The sequence below is a fragment of the Ferdinandcohnia sp. GQ5 genome (assembly GCF_059759275.1).
On record NZ_JCAXEW010000004.1, the window covers coordinates 12,600 to 35,421 of the forward strand.

Below are 22,822 nucleotides of genomic sequence, written 5' to 3' on the forward strand. Positions count from 1 at the left end.
ACCAAACTATTTGTTTAAACAATGGAGTTGAGTATATGGAAGCCATTTTACATGGGATTATCTTAGCATTTGGTCTAATTTTACCTTTAGGTGTACAAAATGTATTTGTATTTTCGCAAGGGGCAACACAGCCAAAACTACTGCGGGCGTTTCCTGCAACTATTACAGCTGGTTTGTGCGATACACTGTTAATCCTTTTAGCTGTGTTTGGTTTGTCAGCAATCGTTCTACAATTTGAATGGTTGCGGATTAGTCTGATGAGTGCGGGGATTTTGTTTTTACTATATATGGGATACGCAATTTGGCGGTCTTCACCGACAACAAATGAAACGAACAAAGCTTTGCCTATCCGGCAACAAATCATCTTTGCTTTATCCGTTTCCTTGCTAAATCCGCATGCCATCCTAGATATCGTCGGGGTGATTGGAACAAGTGCATTAAAATATGTCGGAACAGAACAAATGCTATTTACCGTTTCTTGTATTTTTATATCTTGGATATGGTTCTTTGGATTAATGCTGGCTGGTGCGGTTATGAAAAGATTAGATGGTACTGGAGTTTTAATGAAGGTATTCAATAAATGCTCTGCGATCTTTATATGGGGAACAGCTATTTATCTTTTGGTTGGGTTAATTTGAGTTAAATAGAGATGAAAAAGCCATATAATAATTTCACTTATATGGCCGAATGTATTGTGTATTTAGTTTTTCTTTAAATCTACGAAAAAAAGCAAAACATTTTAATCACTAACCATTCAGCTTACTTTACAGGCCATACGTCTCATATGGTTTACATAGATAGCGTTCGATGAACTCAGCTAATCCATCATTTTGGTGGTGCCCTGTAACAAAATCAGCTACTGCTTTTACATCATTATCTGCATTCCCCATAGCCACACCAGTACCGACATGACGAAGCATTTGGATATCATTTGGTCCGTCACCAATGGCGACAACTTCTTTTGGGTTAATGCGATAAGCATGAATTAAGCTTTTTATAGCAGACCATTTCGAAACTTTAGGTGCAACTAATTCAAACCCATCATTCCAGTCAATGACTTCTGCTTCCTTTTTAAATATAGAAGATAACTCTGGACTTGCTGTTCCTGTTCGAACACTATATTTAAGTACATCTTGGTACTGAGCCTGTCTTAAATCTCCAATATATGTTGGTGGAGATTGCCCAACTTTTGTCCAATAATCGATTTCTTCATCTGTTTCCTTACAATAGAGCCCATCTACTGTATGAACGATAACATTACAAGGTCTATCAGCAGTCAGAAGGTGAAATCGCTCCTCATTTATGTTGACGGTTCTCTTTTGTAACGCTTTTCCCGTCCATGCATCATGAATAGAGGCGCCATTCAAACAAATCATGGGTGTTCGTAATCCGATTTCTTTATGGTAGGGAGCCGTTACTTCGTAGTGTCGGCCAGTTGCTAGAAAAACCTTTACTCCCTGATTAATCAGTCTATAAATGGCTTCTAAATTCCGTTGGGAAATATTGTTTGAAGCTGTTAGCAATGTACCATCCATATCAATAAATAGTGCACGTACATTCATTTATAATGCCTCCTCATTCGTTGATAAATCAATCATATCATCTGAATATTAAAGCCAAGTAAATGTTGTGTACAGATAATATAAAGTTTATCGGGAAACTTAAGGCAAATCTAAATCCTTTTCTACTTACTTCACTCGTGAATGCCTTTTATCAGCAGCACTTAAAACAAATAAGGTGGCAATACCCCAGACAATACCTTGGATAATCATTGTCATCCAATTATCTATAGGGAATAATAGCGAAAATAGAAATAATAATAATGGACTGATTATAATAATTGACATGCCGATCATGAATGCTTTTTTCTCGGGTAGTGCTTTAATCTTAGCTAACATTATTTCACCCCGTTCCTTTTTTACCTTTTCTCCTATTGTCCAAAACATGAGCAATGGCACCAAATATATTCTCAAGAATTGTATAAATCGCTTCCATCAAGACCATCCCTTTAGTTCATCTTACATGTGTATACGAAATTAAAAAGAGAAAGTTTCTAATACATTAAAAAAAGGTGCTATTGGAGAGCACCTTTTATATACTTAATCAAGTATTTTGATCTCTTTGATTGGCCAGACTACAAGATTTGTAGTTCCAACCACACTATCTATTGGAATCGCCCCAATGTGACGACTGTCCATACTATTTCGACGGTTATCCCCCATCACAAACAAATGTCCTTCTGGAACTACATCACTACCCACAGGAGTTTCCCGTAATGTGAATGAATTTGTTAATGGGCCATTGATTAGCTCTTGTTTACTCTTGTCTAAATAGGGCTCATCGTATGGTTTTCCATTAATGTACAATGTATCATCTTTATACTCGATGCGATCTCCCGGCAAACCAATCACTCTTTTAATATAGTCTTTTTCCTTAGTTGCGTGAAAAACGACAACATCAAATCTTTTCGGTTCACCAACTTTTGTAACAATCATTCGATTTTGGTCTTGCAAAGTAGGCTGCATCGAGGCACCTTCAACAATAGCAGGTGTAAAGAAAAATACACGAATAATAAAAGCTATTAAGAGTGCAATAAAAAGGGCTTTAATCCATTCCCAAAACTCACTTCTAGTATCAACCACATTTTCACCTTCCTACATACTCTCCATCGTATTTCGCCTTTATTCTCTGGTATTAAGAATACTTTGGAAATCTATTTTAATAAATATATTCCACAAAAACACCCCAAATTCCTTCTTGGACCAACAAGCTATAACCAATCTTCACAAACATGGGACACAGGGACAGGTCCCTTGTCCCACCCTCATCGTGAAACAATTTTTTGGAGAACTTTAAAAGCAGAGATACTTACTTTCATCCAAATCCAGCTATACAATAAGCAAAAAGCAAATATCGCTAATAGAACCACACTATCAAAACGTAGTGATACGGATGGCCCTAGTATAGGAAACTTAATTACATATAATAAAAGACTTATACCTAACGTCAAATTTAATGCTGCAAACGCAACTGTTAATACGCTCTTCTTTAAATACTTAAGCCCAATGCCTAAACTGAGCCCTAATAATCCTGTGGTAAAGAGAAATACCAATAGTTCACTTGGCTGGAGCATAACCAATAGAAATGCGGATACGAAATATGTCATCACACCAATTTTAAGTGACATTAGGCTTGCAAGTACAAGAGGGCCCGTACTCATCATACTTAGGATAAAACCGATCCCCGTAAAAACCCCTGCAGACTGAAAAATGACGGCCGCTGAACCTAATAATCCACCTACTACTAGCCTCATTGACTTTGGATAACCGTCAATTGATAGGTTTGTCTTATCTACCCAAACTTTCTTAATAAATGACCGCATGTGACACCCCCATAATAGGTAGATGCAGTAAGAAAGAAGTTTATGCTAGAAATTGTTGTTCTAGACCAGCAGTCATTTTTATTTGGTACTATTAGAAATCTTCGACTCATATTCTAAAGTGATACTTCAATCAGGGGGCATTCTTTCCCCACTGATTGTTAGTTGAACCAATCGGGCTTTTATGGGCAGTTGCCACCTCTGAAAGAGGGCTTACAGCCCGTTAATGCAGGGCTAGAAGAAAGCAATGAGAAGGGGTGTAAAGTTTGTTGAGCAAAGTGAAGGTTCGTTTACGTCCCATTGTACAACGGATTAATTTACCCACTGTTTTGAAGACCGCTTTTTTACCAGGTGACTCAATTGAACGATTATTTATTGCAACCCAAGTTGGAGAAATCTTTTACATAGGAAACGGTGAGATTCGAACTTTTTTAGATATTCGATCTCGAATCCTTAAACTAGGTACTAACGGCGGATATGATGAGAGAGGTTTGCTTGGACTAGCGTTTCATCCCAGATTTAATTATAACGGCTTATTTTATCTTCATTATTCAGTAGCTGGAACACAAGGTCCAGGTGCTCTTCCAGAACCTTATGCTCCGAACCCGTGTGATACCAACACATTAAACCTTAGATGGACAAATCGAGATACTCTCTTTGACCATATTGATACTGTAGAAGAATGGATATTACAACCGAATGGCCAGCCCCAAAAGAGGCGAACTTTACTTAATCTAAGAAGGCCATTTTCAAATCATAATGGTGTTAACAGCTTAAACTTTTCACCCGAAACAGGAAAACTTGTTTTAACAACCGGGGATGGTGGTTCAGGGTATGACCCGTTTAATTTAAGCCAAAATGATATGGAAATCGCGGGGAAAATCATTGAAATCGATGTTGGTAGAAATACGTCAATCCATAATCCGTCCGTCGTCACTCGTTTTAGTGAACTATCTGTACCTATTCAGGAAACGCTCACGGTTATAGCCAAAGGCGTTCGTAATATACCAGGCATTTCCTATCAACGGTATAATAATCAGTTTATCAAATACGTGGGAAATGTCGGTCAGGATTTAGTTGAGTCCATTTTTTCATTCGTTCAAATTAAACCATTTCCTGTTACTCAGCTTACGGGGCAGAGTTCCTCTTTCCAAATGGAGGCAGGAAATCCTCGTCCTCTCGAACAAGAAGGTTTTATTAATTTTGGTTGGCGTGGGTGGGAAGGTGATTTGCCTACTTCGATTATTAGAAACTGTACATCTAGCCAAGATGTAAATGAGAAAATTTTTGCCTATTACAATGAGGTAATTGAAACATCAGTGAGTCGGATTCATCCTTTAACTAGTTATTATCATCAAGATCACCGACCTGATAAGTTTAGTGGGACGGCGCTCACAGGAGTGCAAGCCTATATGGGGAATGGCATTCCTGACTTAACAGGAAGTGTCGTATTTATTGATTTCGCCCGAAAGGACAAATCACAACCTCCAGTCAGAGGGGCCTTAGCTTATACGAGGGCACGAATAGATGGTAAACCAAATGATTATAGCATTATTGAAACCAATTATAACTCCGGCACTCAATCAGCATATTACGTTAGCCTAGGAACAAATCTAAATCAAACCAGATTATACCTAGGAGCTTATGGCTCTACGAAAGTGACTGACTTTAACCAAGGAACAGTCTTTGAAATTGTTCAATAAGTGGGACACGAAGGACAGGTCCGTCGTCCCAGCTGGGACAGGGGACCTGTCCCCGTGTCCCATAAATACAAAGGGGAAATAAACATGGATAAACTTAGCGATGAAGCTATTAAAGAAAAACTAGCAGAACATCCAGACTGGAAGCTAGTCGATGGAAAATGGATTCAACGGAAATATCGATTTAAGGACTATCTAAACGGAATAGAATTTGTTCAGAATGTCGCCCAGCTGTCAGAGAAAATAAATCACCATCCCTTTATCTCCATTGACTATAAACTGATTTCGATTAAGATTACATCGTGGAGAGCAAGGGGACTAACAGCTTTGGATTTTACATTAGCCGAAAAATATGATGAGTTGTATTTACACATAAAAAAATAGGTGATCAATAAAATGATCACCTAATCTTGCCCTCTATCATTGTTTGAAGTTCAATCCTAATCACCTATTATAATTCTTAACTCTAACACCATTTGTAAAACCAATTTGATTTAGGACCAATCAACGCCATCCCAAGTGGATTGCAACTTCCGTAACAGAACAATTTGGCCAAGATGATACGTATCGTGCATCATGATATGGCTTAGTAAACGCTCAATAGAGTATCTGTCAGCAGCATAAGGAGCTTTTAACTTTTCATCGTCAAGATCCGCAATAACCGTTTTTAAATGATTCATGACTTCATTAAGGCGCTGCATTGTCTGAGCCCACCCATTTACGTCTTCTGGATCCCCTGTGTTTCCAAAGGTCTCTTCATTGTCTTCTGCCTTTTGCGGGTTTTCTGTGCCCTTAATTCGATGGATTACATCTTCATTCCAAAAGATCAAATGGTTAACAATCTGCCAAATTGAATTGCTGTTTCCCGAACTTGTCCATGCTGCCTCAGTCGCGGTGACTCCACGAAGCGCCTGATCCATGGATGCAAACCAATCATTTTTATGATAATTCATCTCAAGTTGTTCTAAAAACATGTTAGTTACAACTTTCATTCAACCAATCTCCTTACTGTTTAGAATATCTTTCAATGTTAAAGACTTTTTTCTAAAAGATTGCTGCTTTTTGTTAAACCAAGTTGATTGGAGCGTAAGGTGGCGACTCCAGATTTTGAAAATAAAACAAAACCTTAAACACTATGATTTATTCGGCTCATCCAGCTTTTATTCCTTCTTCATTAAATATAAATTACCCTATCGGACTAGACATTTTTTTAATAACTACGAGGCTACCTACCTTACAAAGGAAAGAGGCACCTTTTAAACTACTGCGTTTTTCATTAAAGTTTCATATGTTTCCCCTTACGATGTTAAACGCGTGGGTGAACATCAAAAAAGAAACACTTTTCCTTTTACATTTAAATGGAATCAGTGTTTCTTCGTGTTTAATTATTATTTCCGCAAAATTTTCTCCATTGCTTTTCCTTTTGCTAACTCATCGATTAGCTTATCCATATAGCGAACTTCCTTCATCAACGGGTCTTCAATTTCTTCTATGCGGACTCCACAGATCACACCTTTGATCAAAGCACGTGAAGGATTTAATTTCGGTGCTTCGGCAAAAAGATCTTCAAAGTTTGTCTTATTTTCTATATGCGCTTCTAACTCTTCCTGACTATACCCTGTTAACCAACAAATGATTTCATCGACTTCTTGTTTCGTACGCCCTTTTTTCTCGGCCTTCGTAATATAGTGAGGATAGACACCTGCAAAACTCATTGTATAAATCCGATGTTTAGTCATAATACTTCCTTCCTTCTATGTTTTCTTTATTATAGTTGGAAAAAAAGTTGGTTTCAAACAAAGTAACCGACTAGTGTTCTAGTTTACCTCTTCAATGGTAGATTTCCCTTCAGTTTGTTCATTATCATGCCATTTCCAACTCTCGTGTAGTCTAATTCTACCGTCTGGAAGTAATTCGGGAGTTGAATAACATTGCCCTCCCCGTATCTCATTCCTTATATTCACATGGTTATATCTAAAATGTAAACTACCATTCTCTTCAACTATACCGATAAGTGTACCTTTAACGATTTCGCCACCACTATAAGAGGCTGAAAGGATATTTCCATCTTGTTCATAATCAAAAAAAGTCTTTGAAGAAACTTCTCCATTCTCAGTGTTAGCAATTGAAACAAATCTTTTCCCATTGTAATTAATCATAAAGCCCCCGCTAGTTCTAATTCATAATGATAAAATTGAGAATCCCTTTTGTAGCCATTCTTTTCATATAATCTTTGCGCTGAATCATTGTCTGGTGCCGTGCTGAGACTGATGCTTTTAGCACCTGTTTCAATGGCATATTCTTTTGCTTTCTGTAAAAGCATATCTCCTATGCCTTGTTTTCTTGCATTTGAATCAACATATAAGTCATTTAAGATCCAAGCTCTTTTCATATATATAGATGAAAAAGTAGGATAAAGTTGTGTAAAGCCAATATAGTTTTCGTGGTCTTTCACGACAAATATGACGGACTCCTTGCACTCCATACGTTCTTCTATGTATGCCTTAGCCCCTTCTATATCAGATTCTTGTTGATAAAACATTCGATATGAATTAAATAATTTTGATACTCCATCAAGGTCTTCCATTGTTGCCTGGACTATTTTCATAGTTTCCCACCCCATTAAAAATGACTTCATGAGTTAACTTTATACTAATATTGAGATTTTTTCTTTAGTCTCTTTTCTAAAAGATTGTTGCTTTTATATGTAGGGTGATTTCCGCTCCTGGTACTCGCTTTCCGCGGGCAATCCGCAAGCCTCCTCAACGAAATGTGAAGGCGGCTTGCACAGAAACGAGAAAATTGGCCGACTAAAGCGCCACGTCGTGTGCCTCGGAGACTCCGACAAAGAGGCGTATTTTGCCTCTGAAGGAGGAGTTGAAATTTCTCGAGTTTCTAGCCGCTGCAACTGGACAAGTCGTTATGTCACTGCGGGGTCTCGCTTGGCTCGCTATTCCCGCAGGACGTTGGATTGCTTCCTTGAAACTACACCGCACGAAGAAAATGCAAGCATTTTCGAGGATCTCGTACCATCCACTGAAATCACTGAATGGACAATAATCTATCCCTATCATACTCGGATCAAAAAGCAACAAAGTTTACGAAAATAGCCTTTCATTAAATTAATATAGTATGAAGACAATATTATGAAAAGTTGAATCTATCATATGATGGCTTATAAACCAAAATCATGAAAAAACAAGGTGAAAATTAAAACAAAAAGGAGTAGTAGCTACCCCTTAAGCCTTCATTTTTAAGTATTCCAACACATATTAAGTTAATAACCACGGGATATTTAGTTGCATCTCCATTTGAATTGTTGGCATTGGAAATCCATCTGGAACTAACGATAAATCTTCAGTAAAACTTATTTCAAAACCATGAACGTTAACAAATAAAAGTGGCGAATCTTCGCCATTCTTCTTAGTAGGCTGTGAATGCTCGGGGCGCTCAATGATTTTGCCAACAAGATGATAAAAGGCAATATATATATGTGTTCCATCCTCGTTCTTCATAAACTCAGAAACCTCTCCCTCTTTTCGAGGATCAATACCTAGTGTATGAAAAAGGTCTGTTACCTCTGGAGAGAACGTGTCACAAGCTAAAACAAAATTCGTACAATAATCACAACCGCAATCTTCGGTGATAAAATGATACGTTTCATAGAATTCCTTTGTTTTTGCAATATCAATCTCAATCAACCAAGAATCAATATTCATTTGTTTCATAGAGTCCACCTCTGTAACTGCCCTATTGATGCCATTCCCATAACAGGGTCATAAATAATGGCTGTTTTCATAAACTTTGTTGCTCTTTTGTCTGATTTTACAAAGGAGCACATCATGGTTATAGAAACCACTCACCTTGAGCTATTTTTATGACTCTCCCACCTACATAAACATTCATTTTCTCGTTGCGCTCATTCGCTTTTAGAAATAATAACGACTTCCGACCTATTTCATATCCTTGTTCTACACGAATGTTAATTTCACTCTTATTGAAGTACTTATATTTCACAAGGTATGCAGCTAAGCATCCATTCGAACTTCCCGTAGCCGCATCTTCTGGAATACCATAGTAATCTGCAAAGTCTCGAACATTAATATTATTTTCAGAGTGATAGGTTTCTGGTGAAAAAACTAGAATTCCTTTCGCTTCCAAGTGTTCAATTAATGTATAATACTTTTCTTTATTTATATTGACTTTCTTTACAGCCTCTAAAGACTTTAAAGGGACAATTATGGACGGAAGTCCTGTTGAAACCTCTTGAATTGGAAAATCATCTTCTATGTATTCATGACCAATGTTTAAAACATCAGAAACTATTTTTTTATCTAAAAGTGGACCAAAAGTTGGTTCATTTTGTTTCATCCAAATAACTTCATCTTGATCAATTAAATGATACTGGGATTTTACCAGCCTTATAATTTAGAATCAGTTGTTCTACGGGTTCCTCTACTAATTCGTTTTGAATAATAAAAGCAGTTCCTAAAGTAGGGTGACCAGCAAAAGGAATCTCTTCATTCGGTGTAAAGATTCGAACATCATACCCACCGGTATTTTTTACATCAGACAAGATAAAAGTAGTTTCGGAGTAATTAATTTCTTTAGCTATTTGTTGCATTTCTTTATCAGGAAGATTTCCAGTGTTTTTAAATACCGCAAGTGGATTTCCTGTATATTTTCCTTGTGAAAACACATCAACAATGGAATATTTAATTTTCATTATTTTCTCCCCCAGAAAAAGGCGACATCCTCACTTAAAAAGTTAACCTATCTGTCTTTTCACTAGAATATATTGAACGACTGGATTAATGGTATACGCTAAGCACAAAGCAATAAAAAGTGGATAGTTATGTTCATTCCCAATAAATAAATAGTCTATGATCCAAATAATTAATAATGCTATAAAAAGAATGTTATAACTTATGTTATTGCTTTTTTTAATTATCTCTTTACCCATTTCATCTTTTTGAACCTCTCTGCGTGACCCCCAAGTTATGAACTCCGACCAGGCAATAACGAGTCCGATAACAACCAAATATTCAGGAATCCCAAATGTATCCCCAATATAAAAGTAGCTGACTAATGTGAATCCAATATATACCGTGATTCCCGTTAAAACAATTAACCAAATGATATCTTTCTTCTTCACGTTTTATCTCCCCTTCCCTACATAACAATATGAAACAAGAAGCGTCTCCCCTTGATTTACGTAAACCTCTTGATGTTATTTAGATAGAAATTGCTCGAATTACTTGTACTTTCTAGAGTAAATAAATTCTGTAATCGGAACGGTAACAAATGTAAGGCAAACCACTAGCAGCAAAGGATAATTATCAATATGATTAAAGTTTCCGGTCCCTTCAGATATAAAGAGTATTAAACCGGATAGTACCATTAGCACATAATAACCGATTTTGGCACTTTGGGTTTGAATATGTTTGTCTAATTCGTCTTTCTCGCCACCACCTTCATGATTCCCCCAATTGAGCCAGTTGAAAAAATAAGTTAAAGCAAGAAAACTAAAGAATATTGAACCAGCATCAATCGTTCCATATCTTATCCACTTGTATAAGGAGAATCCTGCAATTGTTAAAAATACAAGAAAGGCTATAACCCCAATTACTTTTTTTGTTTTATCCATTCCTTTTCCCCCCATTCTCTGGCATAAAGATTTCTTCCATGGTGACTCCTAATGTCCGTGCAATATCAAATGCTAGCTGCAAGCTGGGATCATATTTATTGTTCTCGATTGCATTAATCGTTTGCCTACTGACATTACACATTTCTGCTAATTTCCCTTGTGAGAACCCACTGCTTTCTCTGTATTCTTTAATTTTATTTTCCATTCGCGATGCCACCCTTGCTTTTGTAAGCTGTAAAGACTTTTTTACACCTTCATTATAAAAAAAAGCAAACAAGGTGTCAAACATATTTGACACCCTATTTACCTATTTAGTAACATTCCATATCCATCACTTCTTTTTAAACATGCTCGAAACCCTTGTTTCTGTTTGGTTTTGGATTCGTTTCCAGTTTTCCATATGTTTATAGATACATAGTAATGTTAAGGCGAATGTAATCAATATTGCAGACAAAGGATAACCAAATAAATAAGTCAGTACTACCCATGAAAGATACATAACGAGTACACCAATTGGAAGGTAATCGCTAATAAGAGTAATTAGAATGAGCAGGACAAAACCAATTAACCCCACCTTCCAATCAATCGCGAAAGCCACTCCTATCATTGAAGCTGTCCCTTTTCCACCACTAAATTTCATGGTTACAGGAAAATTATGACCAATAATAACGAAAGCTCCATTTAAAAAAAGTAGAATGTAAAAGGTTCTCTCATCAAGAGAATAGCCACTTAACCAATATCTCATTATTAAAACAGGCACGATGCCTTTTCCAATGTCAATTAAAGCTACTATAATGCCGTACTTCCAACCTAAAACAATAGTGGTGTTGGAAGCACCTGCATTTTTAACGCCACTTTCTTTAATATTAATCTTTTTAAGTTTACCAACGATGTTTGAACCATGGATGCAACCAAATATATATCCGATTATGATACTTACTAGTCCTAACATACTTCTCCTTCTTCATAAAAAAAACTTATTCTTCAACCATGAATCGTAATACATCACCGAAGATGATACTGTCCGATAGTGTTAGTTCTTCTCTTACCACGTCCAAATAAGGATCACATTTATGAAGGTCTACAGGTTCTCCATCTTGCTTCCTATAACAAACGTTATCCTTATATAAGTAATGTTCGCTTATAAAACCACCATCTCGAAAAATAACCGGATGGTCGCTATTTCTTGTGAACAGATTATGTCCAAATGAATAACGATTATCGATTTTGATACCAAGGAGGTGGAGTAAAGTAGGGCGTATGTCTATTTCACCGCCTTGAGTAGATATCGTTTCCCCTTCTTGGCCAGGCACATGAATAATCAGTGGTATTTGTTTATGCTTTATTTGATTAACAATCGAATCCTCTTCGCCTAGTAACTCATTAAGGCCATCTTCATATTTTTCAGAAATACCATAGTGGTCACCTACAAGTACAAACACGGTATCTTCGTACAATCCCTCTGCTTTTAACTTTTCGAAAAAAAGTTCAATTGATTTATCCAAGTAACGAACTGTTGTCACATAGCGATTCACTACTTCTTCCCCTGTATTTGCTGGTTCAATAAACAGATCTTCCTCGTCTAATAAATATGGAAAATGATTCGTCAAGGTAAGGAATTTGGCATAATACGGTTCACGTAAATCCTTCATATGTTCCACTGATTGAGTAAAAAATGGAATATCTTTTAATCCATAGTTAACAGAGTTTTCTTCTGTTACCTGGTAATCATCCATTGAGAAAAATCGATCATAGCCTAATGCTTTGTACATGACATCCCGATTCCAAAACGTATTTACATTACCATGAAGTGCTGCAATATAATAATCATTGTTCTCTTTTAGAATATGAGGAAGACTATAGTACGTATTCTCAGGTCTTCTTACAAAAACAGATCCGCTTGATAATGGATATAGACTTGTATCGATCATAAATTCCGCATCCGATGTTTTTCCCTGTGCTGTTTGATCATAGATTTGATTAAAATAAAAACTTTTCTTAATCAAGTCATTTAAGAATGGTGTCACTTCTTCACCATTTACTTTTTGATTAATGACAAAGTCTTGAGTCGATTCCAACGTGATTAGGACCACATTTTTACCTTTTGCCATTCCGAATAAGTCAGTTCGCTCAGAATCTTTACGCTGCAAGTGCTCCTCTAAGGCAACGGCATCTGCCTCTGTTACAAGTAATCGTTCTAGAGGAGCTTTGAGACCTAAAGCAATATCATACAAATGATAATTTAGTGGCCCTAATGATTTCACCATTTGTTCCCTGTCATAAGCTTCTGAGAAAAGATGAACTGATTTAACCAAGCCTAAACAAATCGTCAACGCAATGAGCCCTGAAGCAGCTGCTATATATTTCTTTTTAACATGTTTTTGAACGGTAATGACGGACTTTATTTTTAAAAGCCGCCATCCTACAATAAATAAATCAACAAACAAAAAGAGATCCCATGGACTCATTAATTCAACCGTACTTGCACTTAAACCGCCAACATTATTGAACTGAAAAAGGATTGGCACCGTTACAAAATCATTATAAAAACGGTAATAAAGTAGATCAGCATAAAGGATGGCAGTCCCCAAAACGAATAATGCAAACAATACGAATCTATTTACCTTTTCACGAAAATAAAAACTGAAACCCATCATTAATAATAAAGACCCGATGGAACTTGTAAGTACTAATAAAATATCAAAATAGGATTGGATGCTAAGGTTAAATCCGACAAAACAAACAATCACCGTCTTTAACCAGAGAATACCCGTTATGAGCAAAATATGTTTTAAACTTGTTGTGTTTGTTAATTGAATTTTGCGAAACATTAGACGAATCCCTCTCCACTCTAAGTTCTTTTCCTTTTCCAACCATTTTACACTAAAATTCGAGGTTTTTCGTTCTTTACCTTAATAAATTTACAATTATTTTACATTAATAGGATAGATAGTAGTCGATTGCATAGGAAAGATGGGATTAAAGCAGTCATCTCTTTTGTCTAGATACTACCCTTTAATAAGTCGGAAAGTGTCGTATGATCTAATAACTCTGCCACTTTATCTCTAACAAGTGCCCATAAAGGTTTTAATAAACAATTACCTTCTAATGGACAACTTTCATAGGATGTAATACTAACACACCCCATAGGTGCTAATGGCCCTTCTAAGTTTCGAATGACTTCTCCAATAATAATCTCATTTGGATTTCTACTTAATTTGTAACCTCCGTTTACCCCTCTTTTACTTTGGACATATCCATTTCTTTTTAGTTGCAACAGGATCTGTTCTAAGTAATTAACAGGCACAAGTGTTTTCTCCGATATTTCCTCTATATTTATTAGATTATTCGTTTCTCCACCAAGACAGATTAATGCCCGCAGTGCATATTCTCCCCTACTTGAAACCTTCAAAAGATGATCTCCCCTTCCGCCAAAAATCTAGATGAAGCCTATTTTTTTTAGACAAAGAACCCACCCAAAGAATATGACATATCTTAGGTTAGAATCTTGATTAGATTAGTCAACAATTCAAATTTTTTCTAATCATTTCTAGTCTATTCAGGATTGTTGGAAAAAGGAGAGATAAATATGAGAAGGTTGATAATTCTTGCCTTTATAGGTTTAGCTGCACAGTTAGTTGATGGTTCTCTAGGAATGGCATACGGGGTTACATCCACTTCGTTGTTACTTATGTTTGGAATTGCACCAGCAGTTGCCTCTGCATCCGTTCATATGGCAGAAGTAGTCACAACAGCTGCATCAGGTGTATCACATATTCGCTTTGGAAATGTTGATAAACAAGTCGTATATAAACTAATTTTACCTGGCTCGATTGGCGCTTTTCTTGGTGCTTGTTTCTTAAGTAGTATACCAGGCGATATGATAAAGCCCTACGTATCCACTTTTCTATTAATCCTAGGGGTTTTTGTTATTTATAAATTCCTTTTCAAAGGGAACTCCAACAGAACAACCTCAAATAAGAAATGGACAAAAAAACAATTTGTTCCACTTGGCTTTATTGCTGGTTTTTTCGATGCAACAGGAGGTGGAGGATGGGGTCCAATCGCGACTCCAGTTTTATTGACAGGTAATTAAATGGAGCCGCGAAAAGTGATAGGTTCAGTTGATACAAGCGAATTTGCAATAGCTGTTTCATCTACATTGGGCTTTCTTTTAACATTAGGTTGGACCAATATCAATTTCCAATGGGTGCTTGCCCTGATGATAGGTGGAATCATAGCAGCTCCAATCGCGGCGTGGATCGTCAAAATTATACCTACAAACCTCTTAGGCGTACTTGTAGGCGGCATAATTATTATTACAAATATCAGGACATTATTAGGGGCATTAGATATTTCTAAGACATTCTCACTCTACACGTATACTATACTTGGAGTTCTTTGGCTTATAGCTGTAAGTAACGTCATTGTAAAAATAAAAAAAGGGGCATATGCTCAAAAACAACTATTAGAATAAACGAAAACAGCACAAAGAGGGTCGCTCTTTGTGCTTGATATTATTTGCTAAGTTCATGCTTGTTTATCAGTTGGCCAATTACTTTTTCTCCATTACTGCAAAGTAATTTTCTTCGTTATCCGCAAAATTAAATACCTTGCCCGAAGGCATCGTGACTATTTCCCCGACGGTAATATTTTTGTTTGATAAGTCGGTATGTAATTGATCAAGATTTTCCGTAAAAAACATTAAAGATGGTGTGCCAAGATTTAAACCAGGTGACATTTTTGCAACGAATTCCTTATCATGCAGAATAATGCTTGTTTCTGCACCTTTTGTAGGAGCGATTTCAATCCATCTCATTTGACCATTATCTTCTTCATCAACTATTGTAAAGCCTAATTTTTCTGTCCAAAACTTCACTGCCTCATCCTGGTTATTGACATATAACATAACCTGACCCAATTGACTAAACATACGTTTTTCACTCCTTTAAATTATCCTCTATCAACTAAATGTACCCTAGTATAAATCGTTCTAAACTTTCGTTACGTGGTGACTTCTACGAATTACGTTTTTTAAAGTGCCTATTTGCTCATGAACCTAAGTATATGGTTTTTATTTCTTCTTCGACAATTTGATTATGTGTCCTTCTAACAAAATATGACTTTGCGCTTGGTCGGGAACTAATCGATTGAGTGAGGGTTTCATTTACAAAGTGTAGGGCCACACCATCATCTAGGCCATAACCTTCTTTTATTTTTCCTTCTAAGATTAATTGGTGATAGGATGGCCTTCTTTTATTCTCACCATCATAATGAGGGCAATTACTCCCTTCTAACAAGCCTAAACAATCCAGTTTATATAATGGTGCATTTAATGGATCGGTTAATCCTTCTTCAAACCAGCAGATTGCACCAGCACTTAGGCCAGCAAGAAGAATTCCATTCTCATATGCTTTTCTCAGAACGTGATCTAAACCCCACTCCCTCCATAAAAGAAGCATATTTCTGGTATTTCCCCCGCCCACATATATAACATCCTTCTCCAGAATATATTCTTCTAGATCCTCAAAATTAGGTTCAAATAGGGATAAGTGGGTTGGTTTGCAGGGAAGCGAATGAAACGCCTTATAAAACCGCTCAATATAGTTTGTTTGGTCTCCACTAGCAGTTGGAATAAAACATACCTTGGGGAAATCTTTGTTTACTTGAGCCAAAATATATTGATCTAACAAAAGATTATTTGGCTCCATCGAAAAGCCCCCGCCACCCATGGCAATAATCTGTCTCATTTCAAGATTTTCCTCCTAGAAACGTCTTTTTATATACATTCAACAAATTTAACCATTATCCTTTTTCTATCAAAATCTCTCTGATTAAATTTGGACATTCACCCAGCTAATTCAACATGAATATCTTAGTAAACATCTACATTTAAAAGGAGTGTTTTCATTGAGTCGTTTTTACACACATTCCGTTCAACCTGGTGATAATCTTTGGCAGTTGGCGAGAGCATACAAGACTACTGCCGAAGAGATTTTTCAAACAAACCCAGTAATTAATCCATATTATTTGAGAGTTGGGGAATATATTAAGATTCCAAATACACAACTTAAAAAAGATCGTTGCATCAGCCAAACCGAGCTTGATTACCGTAACGATATGCGTAGCCTGTGGGAGGAGCATGTTGCATGGACAAGAATGGCAATTATTAGCCTCACCTTCAATTTGCCCGATTTACAATTTGTACTTACTCGACTCTTACACAATGCAACAGACATGGGGAATATGGTTCGTCGGTTGTATGGTGACGCGGCTGCAACCACTTATGGAAATTTAATTAAGGAACATCTTCTGATTGCAGCTGACCTTGTAAAAGCAGCCATTGCCGGTGATCAACAAGCTGCAAGTACAGCAGAAAAAAAGTGGTATCAAAACGCAGATGAAATTGCAAAGTTCTTGAGTAGTGGAAATCCATATGTATCTGAAGAAACAGTAAGGAAGATGTTTTATCAGCACCTAGACTTAACAAAACAAGAAGCCGTCACTATGATTAATAAGGACTATCAGAAAGACATTGAAACTTATGATAAGATTGAAAAGCAAGCCCGCGAAATGGCAGACATGATTTCTGATGCCATGGTTCTTCTGTATCCGGATATGTTTTGACGTTTTCCCTCCTTTAAAGTAGGAGGTTTTTTTTGATTATATTTTATCCAAATCTTTTAGCTGACCGAATCCGAGCACGCTCTGCCTCTACCTCACGATTTTTGGGTTCGGCGCTAGTCTTTAATGAGTTTAATAAATTACTCGTAATCAAAGCTATTTCATTGATTGCTTGGTTAAATGCCTCTTCGTTAATCTTTGATGGCTTGTTAAACCCAGTTATTTTTTTAACGTACTGCACAGATGCAGCGTGAATCTCTTCATCCGTAGCTGGTGGTTCAAAATTAAATAAAGTTTTAATGTTTCTACACATAAGGTACCCCTCTTTTTCTTCATTTTTATTCTAGATTATAAACTCACTATACACGATTGGACCATGTTAAATAAACTCAGTGTCATTATTTTTATCCAAATCATTTAGTTTAAAGGCAGAATATCATCAATATCAATTATAATTGGATTAACTAAATGAAATAGAGATCAGGTAGGTAATTTTAATGAAGGTATATCGATTAAAAAAGCAGTTTAAAGGATACAAAAAAGGAACACATTTTTACCTTGTTGCCCAATCGGAATTTATTGGGGTTAAAGAGTTTGTTTTGAGAACGAAAGATTTAACGGATCATCTATCTCTTAGTGAAGCTGAATTTCTAACGTATTTTACTTTTTTGAAAGATTCTTATCAATAACGCCGTATAGTGAGGGTGATTTCTATGCAATGGAGTAAGACGAAATCCACAATTGAAAGTTTTCTATGTAAAAAACTAAAAGGACGCATCAAAGTACATGCAACGGTTTATCGCAAATTCCATGATCGTCCAAGCAGAGTCTGGATAACATTAGACAAAAAAGAAATAGTAAGTGCGTCCGATATCTCTTATGCAGTAACGTATGAAAAGTTATATCAAAAGATGCAAAAGGAAGCTGGTCTCAAAGGGATTCCCTATAACGAAAATTGGGAAGTCATGTTTAATTCAAAGGAATATCAGAAATTAGAAGAGCTATCCGATGATGCTGAAAAATTGATGATGAACCAAAATATGTTTGAGAGTTATCATATTTATCAAGCCTTTATGAGATATAGCACTTTATCAATTGAGGAAGCAATACACTCAGAAAATGTTCTTATTAGGGCATACGCCATGCTCGATAGAAGGCTGGGAAAAAGAAGATTAACAGAACTGGATTTAACGGAAGATACACATCCATTAATTGCAGACTTTTACAAAATAAGATGTGATGTAGAAGGAATACAATACAAGGAAGTGCAGTAGAGAAATAGAAGAAGATCGGTCACCTTTTATCATCCTCCAGTCTCCCTGCTCAACAGTATTGTTGCACTGTGTAGCAAATGACGGTGTTCTGCAGTTTATCAATATAAACATAAAAGTTACCTAAAACATTTATTGCGCATTATGATTCAACTAAACTCCCAGTCAGCTAAATAAAGTATTTTTTAATAATTCACTATGGTTGTATTTGCTGACAAAAAAATAATATGTGTCCATTAAAGGTTATGACTTTTTGCCATAACCTTTTAAACATTTTCAAGTTCTTTTAATCGTTCCTTCTATCAAATAAACCACTTAACAGGAAAGTTTCCATAATGAATAGAACCAAGTTAATGAGGGAATTCTACCCATGATATTTCCATTCCATTTGTTGGAAATGAGGTGAGATTTTGCCTAAGATATCTCCTATTCAGTCATACATGATTATTTTGCTCTCGATTGGATTGTTGAACCACGTTCTTATTGTCCCGTTACTGCTAGGAGTATCAGGGCGAGATGCTTGGCTTGTCGTCCTTCTTGTTTTTGTCTCTTCACCTGTGTTGATAGGTTGTTTGAGCTACATCCTTAAAAACATGAAGAATCAACACTTCAAGAAGTGGCTAGAGCAGTGCTTTGGGAAGTTTTTAGCAGCACTTTTACTTATTTTCTATAGTTTATTTATATGGCTCATGGGCCTTATTTCCTTAAAGGATACTCTAACATGGACGATCGCGGCGTACTTGCCTCAAACACCCATGCTTTTTCTCGCTGGAATCACACTTGTTGCTTGTTTCTTTGCTTCAAGGCAAGGACTCAGCACGATTGCGATTGTAAGCGGGATATTAGTTCCTTTTGTTATTATTTTTGGTTACTTTGTGTCGTTTGTGAATTTTCAGTTTAAAGATTATACCCTGCTATTCCCTGTGTTAGCAGACGGAGCTGCTCCATTATGGAAAGGTATTCCATATGTTGCCGGGGGATTGCTCGAGTTATTTATATTGATGATGCTCCTTCAGCATCAATTAACAAAGAAACCAGGATTCAGAAGTTTGATGTTAATGTCCCTCATCCTTGCAGGACTTACATTAGGACCTTTGATGGGCTCGATAGCAATATTCGGACCAGATGAAGCGGCTAACCAGCGATACCCTCCTTACGCTCAATGGAGAATAGTTAGAATGGGAGAATATGTAGAGCATGTCGATTTTCTTTCGATTTACCAATGGTTATCCGGAACATTCATTCGGGTGTCGCTTTCAATCTATCTCTTGGCAGAATTATGGAATATACAAAATCATAGATGGTTTCCCATGTTATTAGGAGCATTTTCCATGCTTATTGCCATTTTGTTACCAATTAGTGACATGACTTTTCTAGGACTGTTGGGCCGATTTTATTTTCCTTCATTCTGCATTTTTACAATAGGAACCTTGACCTTGTATGTCGTACGAATCATTTTTTCTAGACAGAGCAAAAGGAGAAACAGCTGATGATGAAACGATTCAGATCCAAGATGGCGACAGGAAAAAGGCCGTCAACTAATAATTCAGAGGCAACAGTTTCGCAACCTCTTAATGAACAATCACTGATCCAGCACTTTAAAATGTGTCAAGATGTAAAGCACCATGTTTACAAATTACAACCTAATGATGAACAATCGAGAATCCTTTTGGTCTTTTGTGAGGGTTTAAGTGACAACAAAACGTTCATTCATGAGACAGCGCTCCCCCATTTGACACGTTTTTATGAAAACTATGGTTTTCATCATCATGAGGAAATTGCAGAGTCGAGTCAATTAAAATTAGAATTCGTCACTCCTGAGGAGTGGGAGCAAACGGCCGAAACGGATATTTTTGAAGGCAAACTGCTGTTGTTTATCCCGACGCTACAAACTTTGTTTTCCCTCGATATTTCAAAAAAACCGTCACGAAATCCTGAAGAATCCAGTATTGAGGTCTCGGTAAAAGGTCCAAAAGATGGATTCGTAGAAGAACTGGGTGTCAATGTGGCGTTAATACGAAAACGCATTAAATCAACGAGCATGATATATGAAACAAAAAAAGTAGGCGTTCGCACTAAAACAACCGTTGCGATTCTTTACATGCGTGACATTGTTAACCTTAAGATCGTTCAAAATATAAAGAATAAATTGGATGAACTTCAAATTGACGGAGCATTCAGTGCTACTCAACTAGAAGAATTAATGAAACCGACAAAAGCATTGTTTCCTTTGATGGGCTATACAGGCAGACCAGACTTTACAGTGAACTGTATGTTAAATGGCCGTGTAGCGTTAATTGTGGATGGCACACCGGCTGCTTTAATCGCACCAGCTAATTTGTTCCTACTCGTGAAAACCCCCGAAGATATCCACCATACTGCACTAGCGGCTACGTTTGGTCAATTTCTTCGATTATTAGGGTTGTCTGTTTCCTTACTACTACCTGGTTTTTGGGTTGCCATACTTGCCTATCATCAAGATCAACTCCCCTATTATCTACTTGCAATGTTGGGGGTTAACCGATTGGGAATTCCATTTGATGTCATAGTGGAAATGTTTATTGCTCTTGTCTTTTTAGAAATCCTACGAGAAGCTGGTATCCGATTGCCTTCAGCTGTCGGCAGTACGGTAACGGTTGTAGGCGGACTTATACTGGGGGATGCGGCCATTCGAGCAGGTTTCTTATCCCCTGGTATCGTTGTCATTGGAGCGCTTACTCATGTGTTTGGTTCAACTTTATCTAGCCAGGCATTGGCTGGAACGATTAGCATTTTACGCTTCTTCCTTTTCACGCTTTCCGCTATGCTTGGCATCTACGGGTTCTTCCTTGGATTATTTATTGTACTCAGCCATCTAGCCTCATTGCGTTCATGCGACTTGCCTTACTTGGCACCGATCTCACCTCCATTTAAAGACTTTGCCAATGCACTACTTCGAGTGCCTTGGCGATGGAGAAAAACTCGGCCGGATATGTTGAATACGCAAGATCCTACAAGCCAAGGGGACAGGAAAAAATGAGGGGATATAAAAGTATTGTTGTCATTCTACTCCTCCTCACCCTTACTGGGTGCTGGAGTAGATACGAAGTGCAAAACATGAACTATGCAACGGCTGTTGGAATTGATTATCTCGATGGCCGATACATCATTTATGTGCAATTGCTCGATTTCACAACAGTGGCAAAGCTCGAGGTACAGCAAAAGGCGGAACAGCCCCCGGTTTGGGTGGGCAAAGGTGAGGGTTCCTCATTTACAGAAGCGGCAAATGATTTGTATAGTACATCACAACAGCGCTTAAACTTTGGACAAATTTCTGCCATTTTGTTTAGCGATAGACTACTAAAGGAAAACAAAGTCGGAGAAGTACTGGAATTAATCAACCGATATCGTGAAATAAGGTACTTATCATGGCTTTTCAGTACAAAAGAGTCTATTGAAGATATCCTTTTGGCAACACCGTTTTTTAGATTGTCACCAAAAGCATCGATTCTTCACAATCCCGAACAAAATTTCAGACAGCGTTCCATCCTTACTCCGATCCGCCTACAACAATTTATATTAGATTCAAACGAAAAGTCCAGAACTAGTTATATACCGGAAATATCGATACGTAAAGGTCAGTGGAAGGAAAGTAATAAACCAAAAGAGTTGCTTAAATATTCCGGTATACATGTTTATGATCAGGACAAATATTTTGGACGAATGGAACTCAAAGAATTATCAGGAATGCCCTGGCTAAGTAGCCACACGATTCGAGTGCCTATTGAACTGATTACCGAAGAGAAACTTGAAGCTGTCCTCGTTGCAGAAAAACCCGATTATAAAGTAACCCCGATTGTAAAAATGGACAAAGCGTTTTTTGATATTTCTGTGAGTGTGAAAGCCGGAATCAATGAATTACATACGGATCTTAGCGAACAGGAAATCTCACAAATGGCTCAAAATGAAATAGAGAAGCAAATTAGGAATACGTATCAAACTGCATTAAATAAGGGTATAGATATATACAACTTAGGTCAATCTTTATACCGCAAACATCCGCATCAATGGAAACGTATTGCTACAGGAAAACAGTATCTCGTTTTAAATCAAGATTCTCTGCACCACGTAAATGTCGAGGTGAACATCGTTTACTCTGGAAGATATAAATTAAATGACAATAGTTAATCACAAAGAGCACTTTGGCTTACTTATCAGCAAA

The 22,822-nt window shown here is 37.0% G+C and carries 27 protein-coding genes and 2 pseudogenes; 10 read left to right on the top strand and 19 right to left on the bottom strand.

All coding sequences use genetic code 11. The annotated features are described in order from the left end of the window. Positions 1 to 35 precede the first annotated feature (35 nt). Entirely contained in the window at positions 36 to 638 is a 603-nt protein-coding gene (locus AC6CHV_RS06020; protein WP_121449010.1) for a LysE/ArgO family amino acid transporter, read from the top strand. Positions 639 to 764: 126 nt separating this feature from the next. On the opposite strand, the gene AC6CHV_RS06025 is transcribed toward AC6CHV_RS06020, so the two are convergent. From AC6CHV_RS06025 to AC6CHV_RS06040, 4 genes are all read right to left on the bottom strand, one after another. Then, a complete protein-coding gene (locus tag AC6CHV_RS06025) occupies positions 765 to 1,562 on the bottom strand; it encodes a Cof-type HAD-IIB family hydrolase (RefSeq protein ID WP_498078328.1) in 798 nt (265 codons plus the stop codon). 126 nt (positions 1,563 to 1,688) lie between these two features. Next, positions 1,689 to 1,946, bottom strand: coding sequence for a hypothetical protein (locus tag AC6CHV_RS06030; RefSeq protein ID WP_498078329.1), 258 nt, complete (start codon positions 1,944 to 1,946; stop codon positions 1,689 to 1,691). Between the two features lie 153 nt (positions 1,947 to 2,099). Next, complete coding sequence (gene lepB, locus AC6CHV_RS06035) at positions 2,100 to 2,642, bottom strand: signal peptidase I (RefSeq protein ID WP_121449013.1); 543 nt, start codon at positions 2,640 to 2,642, stop codon at positions 2,100 to 2,102. Positions 2,643 to 2,824: 182 nt separating this feature from the next. Continuing rightward, a complete protein-coding gene (locus tag AC6CHV_RS06040; RefSeq protein ID WP_498078330.1) occupies positions 2,825 to 3,382 on the bottom strand; it encodes a hypothetical protein in 558 nt (185 codons plus the stop codon). 266 nt (positions 3,383 to 3,648) lie between these two features. Between AC6CHV_RS06040 and AC6CHV_RS06045 the strand changes: the two genes are divergently transcribed. Both AC6CHV_RS06045 and AC6CHV_RS06050 read left to right on the top strand, forming a co-directional pair. Next, positions 3,649 to 5,082: a PQQ-dependent sugar dehydrogenase gene (locus AC6CHV_RS06045; RefSeq protein WP_498078331.1), complete on the top strand. Its 1,434-nt coding sequence runs from the start codon at positions 3,649 to 3,651 to the stop codon at positions 5,080 to 5,082. Between the two features lie 84 nt (positions 5,083 to 5,166). After that, on the top strand, positions 5,167 to 5,463 hold the full coding sequence (locus AC6CHV_RS06050; protein ID WP_498078332.1) for a 4a-hydroxytetrahydrobiopterin dehydratase: 297 nt from the start codon (positions 5,167 to 5,169) through the stop codon (positions 5,461 to 5,463). Positions 5,464 to 5,573: 110 nt separating this feature from the next. Here the strand turns inward: AC6CHV_RS06050 and AC6CHV_RS06055 are convergent, their stop codons facing one another. From AC6CHV_RS06055 to AC6CHV_RS06110, 12 genes and pseudogenes are all read right to left on the bottom strand, one after another. Beyond that, entirely contained in the window at positions 5,574 to 6,071 is a 498-nt protein-coding gene (locus AC6CHV_RS06055; RefSeq protein WP_121449017.1) for a DinB family protein, read from the bottom strand. 396 nt (positions 6,072 to 6,467) lie between these two features. Further along, positions 6,468 to 6,818: a DUF2200 domain-containing protein gene (locus AC6CHV_RS06060; RefSeq protein WP_121449018.1), complete on the bottom strand. Its 351-nt coding sequence runs from the start codon at positions 6,816 to 6,818 to the stop codon at positions 6,468 to 6,470. A gap of 78 nt (positions 6,819 to 6,896) precedes the next feature. Then, positions 6,897 to 7,238, bottom strand: coding sequence for an avidin-fold protein (locus AC6CHV_RS06065; protein ID WP_207900021.1), 342 nt, complete (start codon positions 7,236 to 7,238; stop codon positions 6,897 to 6,899). Then, positions 7,235 to 7,687 carry a GNAT family N-acetyltransferase gene (locus tag AC6CHV_RS06070; protein ID WP_498078333.1) on the bottom strand — a complete coding sequence of 151 codons (453 nt, stop codon included), beginning with the start codon at positions 7,685 to 7,687 and terminating at the stop codon, positions 7,235 to 7,237. Before AC6CHV_RS06070 ends, AC6CHV_RS06065 begins: the two co-directional genes overlap by 4 nt. Positions 7,688 to 8,351: 664 nt before the next feature. Then, entirely contained in the window at positions 8,352 to 8,807 is a 456-nt protein-coding gene (locus tag AC6CHV_RS06075; protein ID WP_121449020.1) for a hypothetical protein, read from the bottom strand. A gap of 118 nt (positions 8,808 to 8,925) precedes the next feature. Then, positions 8,926 to 9,808 (bottom strand): annotated as a pseudogene (locus tag AC6CHV_RS06080) (PhzF family phenazine biosynthesis protein). Positions 9,809 to 9,847: 39 nt separating this feature from the next. Continuing rightward, positions 9,848 to 10,234 (bottom strand): hypothetical protein, encoded by a 387-nt coding sequence (locus AC6CHV_RS06085; RefSeq protein WP_121449022.1) that lies wholly within the window; start codon positions 10,232 to 10,234, stop codon positions 9,848 to 9,850. A 99-nt stretch (positions 10,235 to 10,333) separates the two neighbouring features. Further along, positions 10,334 to 10,726 (bottom strand): DUF2178 domain-containing protein, encoded by a 393-nt coding sequence (locus tag AC6CHV_RS06090; protein WP_341330153.1) that lies wholly within the window; start codon positions 10,724 to 10,726, stop codon positions 10,334 to 10,336. After that, on the bottom strand, positions 10,719 to 10,931 hold the full coding sequence (locus AC6CHV_RS06095; RefSeq protein WP_121449024.1) for a helix-turn-helix domain-containing protein: 213 nt from the start codon (positions 10,929 to 10,931) through the stop codon (positions 10,719 to 10,721). The genes AC6CHV_RS06090 and AC6CHV_RS06095 overlap by 8 nt, the downstream gene beginning before the upstream one ends. Positions 10,932 to 11,057: 126 nt before the next feature. Further along, positions 11,058 to 11,678 carry a glycerol-3-phosphate acyltransferase gene (locus AC6CHV_RS06100; RefSeq protein ID WP_341330152.1) on the bottom strand — a complete coding sequence of 207 codons (621 nt, stop codon included), beginning with the start codon at positions 11,676 to 11,678 and terminating at the stop codon, positions 11,058 to 11,060. Between the two features lie 25 nt (positions 11,679 to 11,703). Then, positions 11,704 to 13,557: an LTA synthase family protein gene (locus AC6CHV_RS06105; protein WP_341330151.1), complete on the bottom strand. Its 1,854-nt coding sequence runs from the start codon at positions 13,555 to 13,557 to the stop codon at positions 11,704 to 11,706. Positions 13,558 to 13,727: 170 nt separating this feature from the next. Beyond that, a complete protein-coding gene (locus AC6CHV_RS06110) occupies positions 13,728 to 14,138 on the bottom strand; it encodes an Rrf2 family transcriptional regulator (protein WP_121449027.1) in 411 nt (136 codons plus the stop codon). Positions 14,139 to 14,315: 177 nt separating this feature from the next. Here AC6CHV_RS06110 and AC6CHV_RS06115 point away from each other — a divergent pair. Further along, positions 14,316 to 15,203 (top strand): annotated as a pseudogene (locus AC6CHV_RS06115) (sulfite exporter TauE/SafE family protein). Between the two features lie 78 nt (positions 15,204 to 15,281). On the opposite strand, the gene AC6CHV_RS06120 reads toward AC6CHV_RS06115, so the two are convergent. Together AC6CHV_RS06120 and AC6CHV_RS06125 are read right to left on the bottom strand one after the other, a co-directional pair. Further along, complete coding sequence (locus tag AC6CHV_RS06120; protein WP_341330150.1) at positions 15,282 to 15,659, bottom strand: VOC family protein; 378 nt, start codon at positions 15,657 to 15,659, stop codon at positions 15,282 to 15,284. Positions 15,660 to 15,777: 118 nt separating this feature from the next. After that, positions 15,778 to 16,476: a Type 1 glutamine amidotransferase-like domain-containing protein gene (locus AC6CHV_RS06125; protein ID WP_341330149.1), complete on the bottom strand. Its 699-nt coding sequence runs from the start codon at positions 16,474 to 16,476 to the stop codon at positions 15,778 to 15,780. A 211-nt stretch (positions 16,477 to 16,687) separates the two neighbouring features. Here AC6CHV_RS06125 and AC6CHV_RS06130 point away from each other — a divergent pair, with 211 nt between their 5' ends. Then, positions 16,688 to 17,353, top strand: coding sequence for a hypothetical protein (locus AC6CHV_RS06130; protein ID WP_440272801.1), 666 nt, complete (start codon positions 16,688 to 16,690; stop codon positions 17,351 to 17,353). A 43-nt stretch (positions 17,354 to 17,396) separates the two neighbouring features. Here AC6CHV_RS06130 and AC6CHV_RS06135 read toward each other — a convergent pair whose 3' ends face one another. Beyond that, on the bottom strand, positions 17,397 to 17,663 hold the full coding sequence (locus tag AC6CHV_RS06135) for a DUF2277 family protein (RefSeq protein WP_121449032.1): 267 nt from the start codon (positions 17,661 to 17,663) through the stop codon (positions 17,397 to 17,399). A gap of 184 nt (positions 17,664 to 17,847) precedes the next feature. On the opposite strand from AC6CHV_RS06135, the gene AC6CHV_RS06140 reads away from it, so the two are divergent. From AC6CHV_RS06140 to AC6CHV_RS06160, 5 genes are all read left to right on the top strand, one after another. Continuing rightward, positions 17,848 to 18,039: a hypothetical protein gene (locus tag AC6CHV_RS06140; protein WP_121449033.1), complete on the top strand. Its 192-nt coding sequence runs from the start codon at positions 17,848 to 17,850 to the stop codon at positions 18,037 to 18,039. Positions 18,040 to 18,063: 24 nt separating this feature from the next. Continuing rightward, complete coding sequence (locus AC6CHV_RS06145; protein ID WP_121449034.1) at positions 18,064 to 18,624, top strand: SF0329 family protein; 561 nt, start codon at positions 18,064 to 18,066, stop codon at positions 18,622 to 18,624. 407 nt (positions 18,625 to 19,031) lie between these two features. Further along, positions 19,032 to 20,111 carry an endospore germination permease gene (locus tag AC6CHV_RS06150; RefSeq protein WP_121449035.1) on the top strand — a complete coding sequence of 360 codons (1,080 nt, stop codon included), beginning with the start codon at positions 19,032 to 19,034 and terminating at the stop codon, positions 20,109 to 20,111. After that, positions 20,111 to 21,640 carry a spore germination protein gene (locus AC6CHV_RS06155; RefSeq protein ID WP_121449036.1) on the top strand — a complete coding sequence of 510 codons (1,530 nt, stop codon included), beginning with the start codon at positions 20,111 to 20,113 and terminating at the stop codon, positions 21,638 to 21,640. The genes AC6CHV_RS06150 and AC6CHV_RS06155 overlap by 1 nt, the downstream gene beginning before the upstream one ends. Continuing rightward, positions 21,637 to 22,788 (top strand): Ger(x)C family spore germination protein, encoded by a 1,152-nt coding sequence (locus AC6CHV_RS06160; RefSeq protein ID WP_207900023.1) that lies wholly within the window; start codon positions 21,637 to 21,639, stop codon positions 22,786 to 22,788. The genes AC6CHV_RS06155 and AC6CHV_RS06160 overlap by 4 nt, the downstream gene beginning before the upstream one ends. Positions 22,789 to 22,822: the final 34 nt, after the last annotated feature.